Source organism: Paenibacillus sp. FSL R10-2796 (genome assembly GCF_037965315.1).
Lineage (GTDB): Bacteria > Bacillota > Bacilli > Paenibacillales > Paenibacillaceae > Paenibacillus_AQ > Paenibacillus_AQ odorifer.
Genome location: NZ_CP150178.1, coordinates 4,413,860 through 4,428,590, shown reverse-complemented (window position 1 = coordinate 4,428,590; position 14,731 = coordinate 4,413,860). Strand labels below are relative to the sequence as shown.

General features: G+C 45.1%; 17 protein-coding genes. 14 read left to right on the top strand and 3 right to left on the bottom strand.

Annotated features, from left to right (window positions below; genetic code table 11):
- Positions 1-206: 206 nt before the first annotated feature.
- Positions 207-383, bottom strand: coding sequence for a hypothetical protein (locus NST58_RS20040; protein ID WP_155288145.1), 177 nt, complete (start codon positions 381-383; stop codon positions 207-209).
- A gap of 205 nt (positions 384-588) precedes the next feature.
- Here NST58_RS20040 and NST58_RS20035 point away from each other — a divergent pair, with 205 nt between their 5' ends.
- Positions 589-819, top strand: a complete 231-nt coding sequence (locus tag NST58_RS20035) for a hypothetical protein (RefSeq protein ID WP_036688596.1) — start codon at positions 589-591, stop codon at positions 817-819.
- Between the two features lie 58 nt (positions 820-877).
- Here NST58_RS20035 and NST58_RS20030 read toward each other — a convergent pair whose 3' ends face one another.
- Positions 878-1,828: a hypothetical protein gene (locus tag NST58_RS20030; RefSeq protein ID WP_076301633.1), complete on the bottom strand. Its 951-nt coding sequence runs from the start codon at positions 1,826-1,828 to the stop codon at positions 878-880.
- A gap of 411 nt (positions 1,829-2,239) precedes the next feature.
- Here NST58_RS20030 and NST58_RS20025 point away from each other — a divergent pair, with 411 nt between their 5' ends.
- From NST58_RS20025 to NST58_RS19975, 11 genes are all read left to right on the top strand, one after another.
- Positions 2,240-2,530 carry a hypothetical protein gene (locus tag NST58_RS20025; protein WP_051491579.1) on the top strand — a complete coding sequence of 97 codons (291 nt, stop codon included), beginning with the start codon at positions 2,240-2,242 and terminating at the stop codon, positions 2,528-2,530.
- Positions 2,531-2,677: 147 nt separating this feature from the next.
- Positions 2,678-3,022, top strand: coding sequence for a 50S ribosomal protein L19 (gene rplS, locus NST58_RS20020; RefSeq protein WP_036688590.1), 345 nt, complete (start codon positions 2,678-2,680; stop codon positions 3,020-3,022).
- A gap of 298 nt (positions 3,023-3,320) precedes the next feature.
- Complete coding sequence (gene lepB / locus NST58_RS20015; protein WP_339243945.1) at positions 3,321-3,929, top strand: signal peptidase I; 609 nt, start codon at positions 3,321-3,323, stop codon at positions 3,927-3,929.
- 29 nt (positions 3,930-3,958) lie between these two features.
- A complete protein-coding gene (gene ylqF, locus NST58_RS20010) occupies positions 3,959-4,819 on the top strand; it encodes a ribosome biogenesis GTPase YlqF (protein ID WP_036688587.1) in 861 nt (286 codons plus the stop codon).
- Positions 4,820-5,007: 188 nt separating this feature from the next.
- On the top strand, positions 5,008-5,619 hold the full coding sequence (locus NST58_RS20005) for a ribonuclease HII (RefSeq protein WP_076100429.1): 612 nt from the start codon (positions 5,008-5,010) through the stop codon (positions 5,617-5,619).
- A 118-nt stretch (positions 5,620-5,737) separates the two neighbouring features.
- Complete coding sequence (locus NST58_RS20000) at positions 5,738-7,927, top strand: hypothetical protein (RefSeq protein ID WP_076182698.1); 2,190 nt, start codon at positions 5,738-5,740, stop codon at positions 7,925-7,927.
- Positions 7,924-8,226, top strand: a complete 303-nt coding sequence (locus NST58_RS19995) for an EscU/YscU/HrcU family type III secretion system export apparatus switch protein (RefSeq protein ID WP_038571992.1) — start codon at positions 7,924-7,926, stop codon at positions 8,224-8,226. Before NST58_RS20000 ends, NST58_RS19995 begins: the two co-directional genes overlap by 4 nt.
- A complete protein-coding gene (locus NST58_RS19990; RefSeq protein WP_076127091.1) occupies positions 8,223-8,609 on the top strand; it encodes a YraN family protein in 387 nt (128 codons plus the stop codon). The genes NST58_RS19995 and NST58_RS19990 overlap by 4 nt, the downstream gene beginning before the upstream one ends.
- 154 nt (positions 8,610-8,763) lie before the next feature.
- Positions 8,764-9,180 carry a hypothetical protein gene (locus NST58_RS19985; RefSeq protein ID WP_051491578.1) on the top strand — a complete coding sequence of 139 codons (417 nt, stop codon included), beginning with the start codon at positions 8,764-8,766 and terminating at the stop codon, positions 9,178-9,180.
- Positions 9,181-9,354: 174 nt separating this feature from the next.
- Positions 9,355-9,864: a phosphoesterase gene (locus NST58_RS19980; RefSeq protein WP_339243939.1), complete on the top strand. Its 510-nt coding sequence runs from the start codon at positions 9,355-9,357 to the stop codon at positions 9,862-9,864.
- 207 nt (positions 9,865-10,071) lie between these two features.
- Positions 10,072-11,751, top strand: coding sequence for a YifB family Mg chelatase-like AAA ATPase (locus NST58_RS19975; protein ID WP_339243936.1), 1,680 nt, complete (start codon positions 10,072-10,074; stop codon positions 11,749-11,751).
- Positions 11,752-12,120: 369 nt separating this feature from the next.
- Here the strand turns inward: NST58_RS19975 and NST58_RS19970 are convergent, their stop codons facing one another.
- Positions 12,121-12,549, bottom strand: a complete 429-nt coding sequence (locus tag NST58_RS19970; RefSeq protein ID WP_036688575.1) for an organic hydroperoxide resistance protein — start codon at positions 12,547-12,549, stop codon at positions 12,121-12,123.
- Between the two features lie 142 nt (positions 12,550-12,691).
- Between NST58_RS19970 and NST58_RS19965 the strand changes: the two genes are divergently transcribed.
- Both NST58_RS19965 and sucC read left to right on the top strand, forming a co-directional pair.
- Complete coding sequence (locus NST58_RS19965; RefSeq protein ID WP_235219564.1) at positions 12,692-13,180, top strand: MarR family transcriptional regulator; 489 nt, start codon at positions 12,692-12,694, stop codon at positions 13,178-13,180.
- A 352-nt stretch (positions 13,181-13,532) separates the two neighbouring features.
- A complete protein-coding gene (gene sucC, locus NST58_RS19960; protein ID WP_038571984.1) occupies positions 13,533-14,693 on the top strand; it encodes an ADP-forming succinate--CoA ligase subunit beta in 1,161 nt (386 codons plus the stop codon).
- The last annotated feature ends 38 nt before the right edge of the window (positions 14,694-14,731 follow it).

The window sequence follows — 14,731 nt, the reverse complement described above, 5'->3', positions numbered from 1 at the left end:
ATAATTAAGTATGAATAAGCAAGTCCAATAAAACCATTAGAGTATAGCGAACGAAAGTTACTACATCTAATGGTTTTATTGTGCTCTACTAAGAGGTCAAACCCTGTGATTCTGATCAGAATGTAAACGCCCCCTCTTCAAGGAGAATTAAAAACTCTTTGGAAAGGGGGCGTTTGGTTAACTATAAAAATTCGTGGAGGCGCATTCTACTCTTTGCGAAAGAGGCGATATACTCCTGTAAGTAGAGCGTAAAGCGCAAAACATACGAGAACAGTAACTGCCCATGCATAGTTGCGAACGGTATAGGTAAGCGATGATAAAATAATAAAGATGGTAATACGCAGTACGCCTTCCTTAATAAACTGTTTACGTGCTACATTCATTCGATTGGCCTCCTTGAATGGATAGGATGGTACGGATAACAAGCCGAGAATATGTCTTTCCTTATATATAACCTTTGGGAATACAAAAAATGCAGAGAACGGAAAGTAAATATCGATCCAAACAAATGACCTATGTAACTTAGCCGTTACCGACCTGTACTCCTCACCATAGAGTATATCATTACGAATGAGGAGGAGTACACTAGTGGAGGCTTATTATAATTGCTTACGTTGTAAGAATAGAAGGGTACGTATCCTGACTACTGATGGCAGACAGCATGAAGGTGTGATTACAGATGTGGACAGATATAATGTTTACTTAAGAACAGGATCCAATGGACCTGTGCAGACTTCTGCATTTTTTGGTTACCCTTATGCTGCTGACAATATTTTAACTCTCAGCTTGTTCACACTGTTGGCTATTGCATTAATCTGATATGATGATGCAAAAACAGACCGTCCGCTAATCCGGACGGTCTGTTTTTAGTGGTTGGTTACTCTACTGTAATTGCACCTATATCAGAGCTTAAGGACAACAAAGGACCTCCTCCGTTAACATCACGTTTGCCACCCTCAACCCCGGTGATCTGGCCTAGATCACTTTTAGCCACCAAGCTACATTTCACGCCATCGGCTAGAACAGCATTGAGGCTACCTACATTTGTTGTCGCTTTAAGACGGCTATCACTCTTCATTCCGGCTATATCCATACGTATGCTTCCTGTATTAGACTCTAGAGTGGACTTACCGGTGATGTTAGCTCCTTCGATATCAATAGCTCCAACGTTGCTGACGATGCGGTAATTTCCGTCCAGATTGAGGAGACGAATTTGCCCGACATTATTGGTGATTTGATATTCATCCATACGGGTGGGGATCTCAATGGTATAGTTAATGCTAAAATCTGAATAACCGTATTTGTCTTGAGCCCAAGTCCATAAATCCTTCTTCGGATTTGATTTGGAATTTGTAGATACCTTCAGAGTATCGCCACTAACGTCTATTGAAATCTCAGCGTCATCCAAAATTTTCTGGCGGTCAGCTTTATGAGCGGAGCCGTTATGGGCTAAGATTGTCGCACTCACATTAATTTGATCACCCGTAGTTGATGTAACCTCTATTTCTCCCACTGCATTGTTCATGCTAAGCACTGAAGCAGAGCCGATCTCTTTAGATAAGGATAGTTCTTTGCTAATGCTGTTTGCTTTAACTTCGTCGACCACCTTGGTAGCTGTATCCTGAACGGCCTGCTCCACGCTTGCAGCGGCTTTACCCAGCTCTTGCTTCACAGCCTCACCAATATTTTGCTGCACATCTTCAGTAATATTCTTTCCTAATTCATTATTAGCGGATTGCCTACCCGGTAATTCTGTGCATCCTGCCAGAAGTACGATGGACAAGACGGCTACAGCTGCCATTACGCTAGTTGTATTACTCTTTTTCATTGAATAAAATCCTCCTTATTTTTGGGTATATGTGTTCTTCCCTAAGCGCTACGTTATGTACGTACTTCTGTAAGTATAGCCTATGGGGATTTATTGTAAAAACGGCTGTAGGCGGGTTAATATACTGGACCAAAGACTAGGTATTTAAAAAGTGTTCACTACACTTCAAATTTCAATTGTGCTAAAATGAAATATAGATCTTACGCTCACATTAAAATGGGTAAGGGTACATATAAAAAGAGCGAAGATGCTCTCATATATAATCTTCAGCAGCTACTGAAAAGCGCTTTTATAGTGAGATGTGCTAAGGCTAGTTTGCGAATACGATATAGACCGTTGCCTTACTTGCATCACAGGGCGGTCTTTTTATTTTCTTACCTCAAGTAAATCATGAAGAGCGGAGGGAGCCAGATGAAATATGTAGTTATTTTGCTTGTCTTGCTAGCGCTGGGTGTTGGGTATTATATCGTTCAGAAAAAGAAAACAAGCAGCTCAAGCGATCCTTTGCGCACGACTAGCAGTAATGTGATCTCAATGGATAGTCATCGCAAAGCCAAACAGAGTCCAGGGGAGCAACCTTGCTCTTCTTGCAAGAAGAAGAATGGGAAGTTGATCTTCTACGCTCAAGACAATGGAACCGTGGTCGGCTTGTGTAAAGACTGCCAGTCTAAGGCAAAAAAAAGAGATATGTTACCGTTATAAAATAGAAAAATAAGTTGTATTAGCCCGTCCTTTATGATAATATTAACTCTGTTGTGTGGAATACGGTGGTCCGCTGCGGATAATGAGGGAGAGCTCAGATCTCTCCGGAAGAGGCAAGAACACCTGTACGGAAGGAGGAAGTCCTTAATGAATATCCTACAAGCTATTACGCAAGAGCAACTTCGTAAAGATATCCCTAGTTTTCGTCCGGGTGACACTTTGAAGGTGCATGTAAAAGTTATCGAGGGAACTCGTGAGCGTATCCAGTTGTTCGAAGGCGTTGTAATCAAACGTCGTGGCGGTGGAATCAGTGAGACTTTTACGGTTCGTAAAATTTCTTACGGTGTTGGTGTGGAAAGAACATTCCCAATCAACTCGCCTAAACTCGAAAAAATCGAAGTGGCTCGTCGTGGTAAAGTGCGTCGTGCTAAACTTTATTACCTTCGTGAACTACGTGGTAAAGCAGCGAGAATTAAAGAAATTCGTCGCTAGAATAGTGACAGAGGAGAGGGGCTTGAGTTCAAGCCCCTTTCGCTTTATTTTTTTTTGGAAATATAAGAAAAGCATAAGTTTTACGTTATACATTATTCTTATATTTCTCGCATAAACGCATACCGTCCTTAAAAGGACGCTGAGGGCGTTTTAGCTTGGTATACAATGCGTGTGACATATACGCTTGGGGATAAGCTTCTCCGAAAAGGCCTCCTGAAGGAGTATCTGTGGAGGGGTTTTTGGCAGGAGTTTTTTTGTGTTGTATAGTAAGAGTAGTATTAAGAGAGGACGGTGAACTATGCAGCAGGAACAAAGCGAAACTTTGGAATCAAGCGAGCAGAACCCACGTAAACAGAAAAATGAAGTGCTGGAATGGGTCAAGGCCATTGCGATTGCTTTAGTTCTGGTTATACTGATTCGCTGGCTTTTATTCAAGCCTTTTATTGTAGATGGACCTTCCATGCAGCCTAATTTCCATACGGGAGAACGTGTTATCGTTAATGAAATTTTATACGATATAAGATCTCCGCAGCGGGGTGAGGTTATTGTATTCCACGTGCCATCTGAAGGCAGAGATTTTATTAAACGTGTAATTGGTTTGGCTGGAGATACTGTGAAAGTAGAAGGAGATGTAGTTACAGTTAACGGTGAGGTTGTTAACGAGACTTACATCCAAGGCGCTATTGATGCTGCGCATAGTAACAACGCTCTGTATAATAATAAAGATTTCCCAAATGAAAAATTCACGGATGGTACTGTACCAGAAGGACATATTTTCGTTATGGGGGATAATCGCTCGGATAGTACAGACAGCCGGATGATTGGCTATGTGCCGCTGGGTGATATTGTGGGTCGTGCAGATTTAATCTTCTGGCCGATAAAAGATATTACACTGATTAACCATTAAGTTGACAGAAGTCAAAGGAGGTGACGGCAATGGCCATTCATTGGTTTCCTGGTCATATGACGAAGGCTAGGCGGCAAATCGAGGATAAGCTGAAGCTGATTGATGTTGTTATAGAGTTGCTCGATTCCCGTCTGCCGCTTTCCAGCCGCAATCCGATGATTGACGATATTTTGCGGGACAAGCCGAGATTAATTATTTTGAACAAAGCGGATCTGGCGGATCCGGAAATTACTCGGAAGTGGCTGGCGTACTTTAAGGAACAAGGGCATGTTGCCCATCCTGTGGACGCATCTACTGGAACAGGCGTTAAGGAGATTCCGGAGCAGGTCAAGCTGCTGTTGAAGGAAAAGATTGATCGGCAGATCGCAAGGGGAATGAACCCACGGGCTATGCGCGCATTGATCGTCGGTATTCCTAACGTCGGTAAATCAACGCTGATTAATCGAATGGCTGGTAAGAGTATCGCTGCTACGGGTGATCGCCCGGGGGTTACTAAGGGCCAGCAGTGGATTAAAACAGGAGGTAATCTGGAGCTTCTGGATACTCCTGGTATCTTATGGCCGAAGTTTGAGGATCAAGACGTGGGTTACCGCTTGGCCGTGACGGGTGCGATCAAAGAAGAAATCCTGAACATTGAGGACATTGCTTTTTATGCAGTGAAGTATTTGGTCAAGGATTATGGTTCCAGATTTCAAGAACGCTTTGGTATTGAGAAGCTTCCTGAGGATCTTGAGAACCCTGATGAGATCGTTGCAGTTATGGAAGCCGTGGGCCGCAAACGCGGTTGTCTGATTAGCGGTGGACGTGTTGATCTGGAAAAAGCTTCACGTGCTTTGCTGCATGAGCTGCGGGCAGGTAAGCTTGGTCGTTTTACGCTGGAAACACCTTAAAGGCGTTTAAATGAATGGGTATGGAAGAGCCATCCGGAAATTTTCGGGGGCTCTTTTTTTTGCCGATTTGGATCAAATTGGAGTGGTTATTTGTACATGACCATGTGGGCTTTACTATGGTAAGCTGACTTATGTAGTTTATAGAATAATTTATAATTGGCGGTGACAGATTCGTGAGTACGATAGATATGTTGAGTTATGAAAAAGAGGGCTGGGAACAGTCTTATCGCCGTATAGCCGGCGTAGATGAAGTAGGCAGAGGTTGTTTGTTTGGGGATGTTGTTGCAGCAGCGGTGATTTTGCCGGAAGGGCTTATTATTGATGGCGTCAACGACTCTAAAAAGCTTACAGCGAAAAAAAGAGATGCCTTATTCGAGATTATTATGGAGCAGGCGATAGCTATTGGTGTAGGTTATGTGGATTCCCGCATGATTGATGAAATTAATATTAAACAGGCTTCTCGTCTGGCGATGAAAAAAGCGGTAGAAGGTCTTAGTCATACTCCGGACTATATGTTAATCGATGCTGAAAAAGTTGATCTTCCGTTGCCGCAGCAGGCGATCATAAAAGGGGATGCTAACAGCCAGTCTATTGCGGCAGCTTCGATTATAGCTAAAGTAACAAGAGATAGACTGTGTGAAGGGGTGTGGGAGGAATTATACCCTGATTATGGGATTGCGATACATAAAGGTTATGCGACCAAGCTTCACAGGGAACAAATTACGGCGTTAGGTCCGACACCTATGCATCGGCGCAGCTTTATTGGGAAGATTCTTGCTGAACAGCAAACCCTTTTTTAGAAATATCAGAATATAAAAGACGCCAAAGGCGTTTAAGCTTGGATAAATTCACCGCTCAAAAAAGTCGGATTAATACCGATATAGTAAGAAGAGAGAAAATGGAGGGAGGAGAAACGGTATGAATATCGGAACATTGATCCGTGGATTGCTCGGGGATAATAAACCGGGAGCAGCCAAGTCTTTGGAATTGAAGGAAGGGCAGGTTGTACGTGGTGTTGTATTGTCTGTATCGGATTCGGGAAAAGAAGCCGTTGTGCAGATTCAAGGCACACCTGTTCGTGCGGAGTTGGAAACACCACTACTGCCAGGAGAGACCCTGAACTTACAGGTTGGAGCACCCGGAGAAGGCGGATTGCCCGTATTGAAGCCGGTCTCCCTCGGCGAAACGGTGTTAGCCACCCCGCAAAACATGGGCGAGGCATTGGAATCGCTTGGGCTTACTGACTCCAAAGCGGGTCGGGAAATTGTGTTGGCGATGCAGTCGGGTGGTATTCCGCTTACCAAAGAGACAGCGGCGATTCTGGATGCTGTAATGAGTGCGAAACCTGCGGGCGTGCCGACCTCAGAATGGCTTGATGCAGCTGTCATTTCTGTAAAGCGGGGCTTGCCGGTTACCCCTGAAAGTGTGAAAGGATTGCAGCAGGCGGTTTTTGGTCCGCAGCTTCATCAGCTTTTGTCAGCGCTCGAAGAACAGATTACGATTTGGGCAGGTCAAGTCGCCGGTGAAGAAACAACAACAGCCGAAGCTAAACCTGGAATGGGTACCCCGACCGGAAAGCTGAATGCTCCTGTAACGACAGGTACGGGCGCTGTGATTAACGGGGAAGTGGTATCAGCAGGTGATGCTGATGCGGAAATGGACCAGGTTTCGATTAAAGGAACTGGACAACCTGTAAGTAAACCTGCTGAAGGTAGTGCTGGTGTTACTACTACAAGCGGAAGTGCTGCTGCAACAGGAGGGGCAACGGGAGCCGGAGTTATTTCTGATGAACCAATAATTCCTTTGAATTTAGTGAAATCAGAAATATCAGGAAGTGCAGCTGCAAGTACAGCTGAAACTCCTGAGAATGAAACCGGTATTGTAACTGCCAAGCCAGTGGTCCCCGAAGAGGCTGGTGAGGTAGTTCAGCTCTCGAAGAGTGGAAATACTGGTGAACCTTTGACTGGGAAAATAACTTCTACGCTTGCTTCAGGAACTCAGAGTAGTGCTGCTAACACGCAAGGGGACGGAATTGTAAGCAATCAAAATAGTTCTAATCAGAGCGAAACTCATGGCAATGAAATGAGTCTAAATAAAGATAGAGCGCAGGGTAGTATCAGTGGCGCGAATACAAGCGCCACTGGATCAGCTGGTGCAGATAGCCAAGCTGCTGCGGGAAGCCAAGCTGGTGCAGCAAGCCAAGCTGCTGCGCCTAGCGGGGCTGCCCTGCTCGCGAAGCTGCAGGGCGTGCTCACCGAGCTGCGCGGCAGCATGCCGCAGCTCGCGAACGTCCCGCCCGCTGACGCGGCGGGACAAGATCCTGCCCCCGCGCCGGCAGCGCCGCGCGGGGAGACCACGGCTGCTGCGGCTTCGCCGGTGCAGCCAGACACCGCCCCACCCGCGGATGCGGAGTCGTGGGTGGGGCGGGTGTTGAAGCTGCTCGGTGCGGAGCACGAGCAGCAGGCCGTGCGCGGCGGCGCTTTGCCGGCCGCGGAGACGGCGCGAGCGGCAGCGGGGACAGCTGCAGCCGCGCTAGGCAGTGTCGGCGGGGAGCAAGCTGCCGACACGTTGAAGGGCGTGCTGCTGCAGCTTATGAGCAGCAGCGAGGTGCCGCCCGCGGTAAAAGATGCCGCGAGCGGGCTAGTGCAGCAGCTGACAGGCCAACAGCTGCTGCTGAATACAGATCGGACTGCTCCCTTCGCGCAGGTTACATTGTTCTTGCCGCTGCAAGGTCCAGATGGGCAGGAAACTGCATCGGTTCATATCCAGTCCAGGCGGGGCCGCAAAGGGGAGTTGGATGCAGCTAACTGTCGATTGTGGTTCGATTTGGACATGAAGCAGCTAGGGCAGACATTGGTAGATGTGCAGGTTGTAGATCGAATCGTTAGTCTTAAGCTTCATAATGATCATCCGTGGGTGCTTGAGCTGCTGGAGACGCGGCGTGAAGATATAAAAACTGCAGTAGAATCTATCGGTTATCAATTATCAGGTTTAAGAACCGAACCCTTGCCAGAATTGAATTTGCCTAAAGAGCTTGCTGGCTCCAATACTAATAAGTTTGTTGATTATGTTCCTGAGGCTTACAAAGGAGTGGATTACCGTATATGAATGAGCCTGTACAGCCAATTTCACAAGGGCTCAAAAAAGCGGTCGCTCTCAAATATAGTCCCGGACAAAACGAGGCTCCTGTCGTAGTAGCCAAGGGACAAGGCGCGATAGCAGACCTTATTCTGCAAAAGGCTAAGGAGAGCGGGGTTGCTGTTCAGGAAGATGCAGCCCTCGTGGAGGTTCTTTCAAAGCTTGATCTGGACCAACAGATTCCGTCTGAGCTCTATCAGCTGGTGGCGGAAATCCTCAGCTTTGTGTATCAGAGCGATCGTTCCGCTGGTGAACGGGGACAAGAATGAAAGAGCCCTATGTAAGAAAGCACTATAACCGCAAAGAGAAAGGAACTGCTGCAGAGAACGGAGCTGTGCAGTACCTATCTTCTAGCGGGTATATGATATTGGAACGGAATTGGCGTTGTCGTACTGGAGAGCTTGATATCATTGCGGAGCGTGAAGACTGTATTGTTGTTGTCGAAGTTCGTAGCCGCAGTGGAGAGCTGCTTCAGGGAACTCCAGAAGAATCGGTGAATGCTCGCAAAATAAACCAGGTTCGGAGTACAACACAGGTTTATTTGCATATGAAGGGTTATGAGGAACGGCGGGTTTCTTTTGATGTAATTAGCGTCTTGTTAAATGACGATCTTAGCCTAGCTTCACTTAGTCATATTCGCGAGGCGTTTTAAGAGTAACTCTATTTTCTCATGCGATTCTTTATGAATTTGCTGCTGTTCTGATAAAAAAGTCTTTACATACCTTCCGCACTGTGGGTCATTTCTCAAAAGAAATGGGTAAACATTAGGAGTAACTTTTTAATGTCATCATGAGGAGGGCTGTCTAGTGAAGAATAAACCTTCTGAAATGCAGGTTAGTTTTACATGCCAATATTGCCAGCAGAAGATTGAAGTGAAATTTAAAGCAGAGCCAATATCTGTCGTCTGTTGCGATAATTGCAATAAGACCTTCACGGTAATGCGGCCCACTATAGCGGAGGAAATATTAATAGATTGGGAAAATGAAGCGTTATTTCAAAAAATCCGGGCTGAAAAGTCGCAAAACAGCAATAGCAGTCTCTTAGCGCTTGTAATTAGAGTTATTGAACTGCTTACATGGCGTGACAAAGGCAATGGACAGGTGGAAGCGATCAAGGAGATGCGTGGCTGGCTCATTGACAATGAGGAGGCGCCTCCTTTAGCTGAACTGATTCAGAGTGATGTTAATAAACGTTCGAGTAAGCGGCGCGACTGGGAAAAGTAACATTAACAATAAAGAGGTATTCCGTCATCGCCTCATGACATAGAATGATACGTATAATTTCGTGAGAAATTAGGCGGAAAAGTCCTCGGGGCTCCGAATTTCCTAGGGTTTATGGGTAGTCGGAGCTTTTTTCATACATACTGTCATTAGAATAGGAACAAAAGGAGGGTGCACATGGCTAAGGTTTTTTTCACATCAGATCATCATTTTGGGCATAAGTTGATCATTGATTTTGAATCCAGACCCTTCAACGATGTAGAGCAAATGAATGAAGTTATGATTGAAAGTTGGAATTCGGTAGTGAATCCGGACGACAAAGTATTTCATTTGGGAGACTTTTCTTTTCTGAATAAGGAGGCAACTCGTGCGATTGTGGCCAGACTGCATGGATACAAAATCCTGATCCTTGGCAATCATGATCGCGGCCGCAGCCGAAGTTGGTGGCTTGATGCAGGTTTTGATGAGGTTAGTGAATATCCTTTGATTTATAAGGATTTCTTTTTCCTCTCACATGAGCCTATGTACATGAATAAACATATGCCTTACGTAAATGTGCACGGCCATATTCATGCGCAAAAATATGAGGGAAACAATCATTTTAACATTTGTGTAGAGCATTGGAACTATAAACCGTTGACTTTTGAGCAGATTAGGGACTCGGTCGTAGTTAAAGAAGGAGATTGATGTAGGTCTTTAGAGATGTGCTTTCGCTTTTATGTAAAACTTGAATTTCTTATTCTAAAGATAAATTGCTCACAGATTGCGTTAGGACACAACTTCTATAATGTACTTAACAGCTAATATATATTTGGAAAATAAGGAAGCACCTTTTTTCTTGAAGCTATGACACCCCAAATTAGGGTGTAATTCAGGAGATGAGGTGTTTTTATTATGTATGGGAAAATGTTTAGCGCGTGTCTGTATGGGATTGAAGGGGTAATGATTGGTGTGGAAATCGATCTTGCAAATGGACTGCCGCAGACGAATATCATTGGCTTACCAGATTCAGCGATTCGCGAGGCTGTTGAACGAGTTAGGGCTGCCGTTAAAAATTGCGGTTACCGCTATCCACAGCAGCGTATTACGATCAATCTTGCTCCAGCTGACCTGCGTAAAGAAGGTTCCGCTTTTGATCTAGCGATTGCTTTAGGGATACTGATAACTAGTGGCCAGTTGATTATGCCTTCAGCTCAAGAGATGCTTTTGATTGGAGAGCTTGCGCTCGACGGCAGTCTGCGTCCGGTTTCGGGTGTGTTGCCGATGGTTGAAGCAGCGCGTAAAAGCGGGTTTAAAGCCGTTCTGCTCCCGCAAGGCAATGCGGCAGAAGCCGCTTTAATCAGTGGCATGAATGTTTATACCATCGACCATTTGCAAGCGTTAGCGAATGCTGCTGAATCTGTGGCTAGCTTTGGTCCGATTATAGATAAGCTAGTTCCTCTAGAAGAATCTGAAGGATCACTACTTCCTTTTCCTGTATCCGTGAGTATGGGGACGGGGGCAAAAGAACAACCTCCGGTGCTTGTTCTTTCTGTAGAGTATCTCAAATATAACCCTAAATATTCTGATTCTGAGGCTGCTTCTTCCGAAGCGAATGAAATAATGGATGATTACAGTGATGTGCTTGGACAGCAACATGTGAAAAGAGCACTAACTATCGCGGCTGCAGGGATGCATAATATTATGCTCATCGGTCCACCTGGCACAGGCAAAACGATGCTGATCAAACGCCTTCCCAGTATCCTTCCGCAATTGTCGGACAGTGAGGCACTTGAGGTAACCAAAATTTTTAGTGCGGCTGGAAATTTGAAGGATGCACACAACGGTTTGCTGCGAAGTCGTCCATTTCGTTCTCCACACCACACGATATCTTCTGCCGGATTAATTGGAGGGGGCGGTATTCCCAAGCCAGGTGAGGTAAGTCTTGCGCATCGAGGTATTCTGTTTCTGGATGAATTGCCTGAATTCTCCCGGAATGTGCTTGAAGTGTTGCGACAGCCCCTCGAAGATGGGGTGGTTACTATAAGTCGTGCCAGGGCTTCCTTTACTTTTCCTGCCAAATTCATGCTCGCTGCATCGATGAATCCGTGCAGCTGCGGCTTTTTTGGAAGCGGTATCTCCCAGCAAAATTGTACCTGTAGTCCATCAAGGATTGCCCAATATCGAGCCAAAATATCCGGTCCATTATTGGATCGGATCGACTTACAGGTTGATGTTCCCCGCCCGAAGGAATGGAATCGGCAGGGGCATGTTTTATCGTCAGCAGAGATGCGTGCGGAGGTGTTGGCTGCTCAGGCCATCCAAGCTAAACGTTACAAACGACTGGCGATTTCATGGAACAGCGAACTTTCCGGTGCTTCCCTTCGGAAATATGCAAGCCTAAACCGTGAGAGTGCTCAAATACTGTATGACATATTGGAGAATTTAGGTCTAAGCATGCGAGCGCATGATCGGATTATTAAGCTATCCCGTACCATAGCTGATCTGGAGGGTGCACAGGATATTTCTTCTGCACATCTCGCGGAAGCTGTGCAATACCGTAATCTGGATCGACAGGTATTAGTGGAGGAATAAAGATAAAAGAGCAGCGATTCCCGTTAATGAGAATCGCTGCTCTATACTATGGACCGGTAGTGACGAGCACCGCCGAACCATTATTATGCTCTGATGCTTACGGAACGGACCTAGAGGACGTTGTTTGCAAGTTTTTAGCCCTTGGAGCGTAGATTCGGACTCTGGAGACGCTATTCCTTCGGAAGAAGGTTATATTGAGTGGTTTTCATTCCAATAGCTGCTATGAGGTCCGATAGCATCCCAAATATGGGATTAAGTTGCGTTTAAGATCAACTGTGTCCGTTAGCGACTTCGAATGTGAAATGCCACGTATTCAAACGAAGGTTAGATCGTTTAGCAAATTTCACATATATTTTTCTCTATAATTTCTTACAGTACATTCAGTTCTACTTCGATATTGCCACGAGTGGCACGGGAGTAAGGACATGCGCCATGGGCAGCTTCTACCAAAGATGCTGCGGTTTCTCTGTCAACGCCTTTAACCAGCACGTCAAGCTTAACCGCAATGCCGAATCCGCCATCTTCAACTTTACCAAAGCTTACAGTAGCCGTAACTTCACTGCCTTCAATCTTCACTTTTCCAAGACGAGCCACCATGTTCAGAGCACTGTCAAAACAAGCGGAGTAGCCAGCTGCGAATAATTGTTCAGGATTAGTGCCTTCACCACCGGCACCACCCATTTCGCGTGGTGTACTGATCGTAAGGTTGAGTTTAGGGCTTTCTGATTCTATATAACCGTTTCTTCCCCCAACGGCTTTAACTGTGGTTTCATACATCTTTTGTTGAATTGTCATCATAATAAATCTCTCCTATTCACTAATTAGTTTGTGTACAATCTAATTTATCACAATTAATATAAAAGTCAAATTAATTTTTTGCTATTATTATGATATATGAGGGAATTATGATAAAATATAGAGATAAGGCGGGTGAATAAATATGAAAATGAGTGAAGAAGATATGCAGAAAATGACTACAACCCCAGAGCTGCTGATCGAGAATCAGCTCTGTTTTACCATTTATGCTTGCTCGCGTGAGATTACAAAGCTGTACCAACCGTATTTGGATAAGATTGGTTTAACTTACTCCCAATACTTAGTAATGCTTGTGTTATGGGAACGGCAGCAATGTACAGTGAAAGAGATTGGTGAAGCGTTATTTTTGGATTCAGGCACGCTGACTCCGCTATTGAAACGCTTGCAAGCTGCAGGCCTAATAATACGTGAACGCTCGATGCAGGATGAGCGAAAAGTACTAATCTCACTAACGAAACAAGGCTGGGCACTCCAAAGTGATGCCGTGTGTATTCCCGGCAAAATGATGGAAGAAACGACACTGACAAATAATGAATCCATAGAGCTACTTGATCAGTTTAAAGACTTACTGAATCGTGTTCACGAAGCTAATATCCAAGATAGTAAAAAGTAAGCGTAGTAAGGAGTCAATGCGATCGTTCGCATTCCGGCATGAAATCAAGCGAAAAAATGTGTACAAATCATGAATATATTTAAGGTAAGCGTTTTAAAAACATGTTACACTATTCTGGGTTCCTTTGTATGGCATATAGGTAAATATAAGCTTAGTCTTATAGATTTACACAATGTCTCTTGCAGAAACAATGCCATTCTTTTTACGAGTGGTAGATCAGTTTCTGCTGGTTCCGGAATAGTGCTGCATGTATAGCATCAGCCTATCCCTAACCCCGCGGCAATCAAAACGGAAAGCGAGATGACAACAGGCTGCCTGTTTAGTCACCACGCTACTTTAGGAGGCTACCGCTATGAATATCCACGAGTATCAGGGAAAAGAAGTGCTTAAGAAGTACGGTGTAGCCGTACCGAATGGAAAAGTAGCTTATACAGTGGAGGAAGCGGTAGAAGCCGCAGAGTCACTGAGCACACCGGTTGTTGTAGTTAAAGCTCAGATTCACGCAGGTGGACGCGGTAAAGCTGGAGGAGTAAAGGTTGCTAAGAATATCGATGAGGTGCGTAGTTACGCAACTGAGATTCTGGGTAAGACTCTAGTAACTCACCAGACTGGACCGGAGGGTAAGGTAGTAAAAAGACTGCTCATTGAAGAGGGTTGTCAAATTGTTAAGGAGTATTACATTGGTATCGTAGTTGACAGAGGTACTGGCCGAGTGGTCATGATGGCTTCTGAAGAAGGCGGTACTGAGATTGAAGAAGTAGCTGCAACACATCCGGAGAAAATTTTTAAAGAGATCATTGATCCGGCAGTGGGTTTGCAGACTTTCCAGGCGCGTAAGCTGGCTTACAGTATCTCTATTCCTAATGAGCTGGTAGGCAAAACTGTGAAATTCATGCAAGCGCTATATTTAGCTTTCGTGGATAAAGATTGCTCTATTGCCGAAATTAACCCATTGGTAGTGACTGCGGATGGGAATGTGATGGCACTGGATGCCAAACTGAATTTTGATTCCAACGCCTTGTTCCGTCATAAGGATATTCTAGAGCTGCGGGATTTGGATGAAGAGGATTTAAAGGAAATCGAAGCCTCGAAGTATGACCTTAGTTACATTGCACTTGATGGCAATATTGGGTGCATGGTAAACGGTGCAGGTCTCGCGATGGCGACTATGGATATTATTAAGTATTATGGGGGCGAACCCGCCAACTTCCTGGATGTAGGGGGCGGTGCAACGACCGAGAAAGTAACAGAAGCCTTTAAAATCATTTTATCGGATGAAAAGGTGAACGGAATTTTTGTTAACATTTTCGGTGGTATTATGCGCTGTGATGTTATCGCTAACGGTGTTGTAGAAGCGGCTAGTCAACTGGGTTTGACTAAACCGCTGGTTGTGCGTCTTGAGGGAACAAATGTTGGATTGGGCAAGCAGATTTTGGCTGGATCGGGACTTAATATTGTTGCTGCTGATTCTATGGCGGACGGTGCCCGTAAGATTGTGTCTCTTGTGCAATAATGGCCTGATTTAGGAAGCCAGTTATCGTATTTGACAAT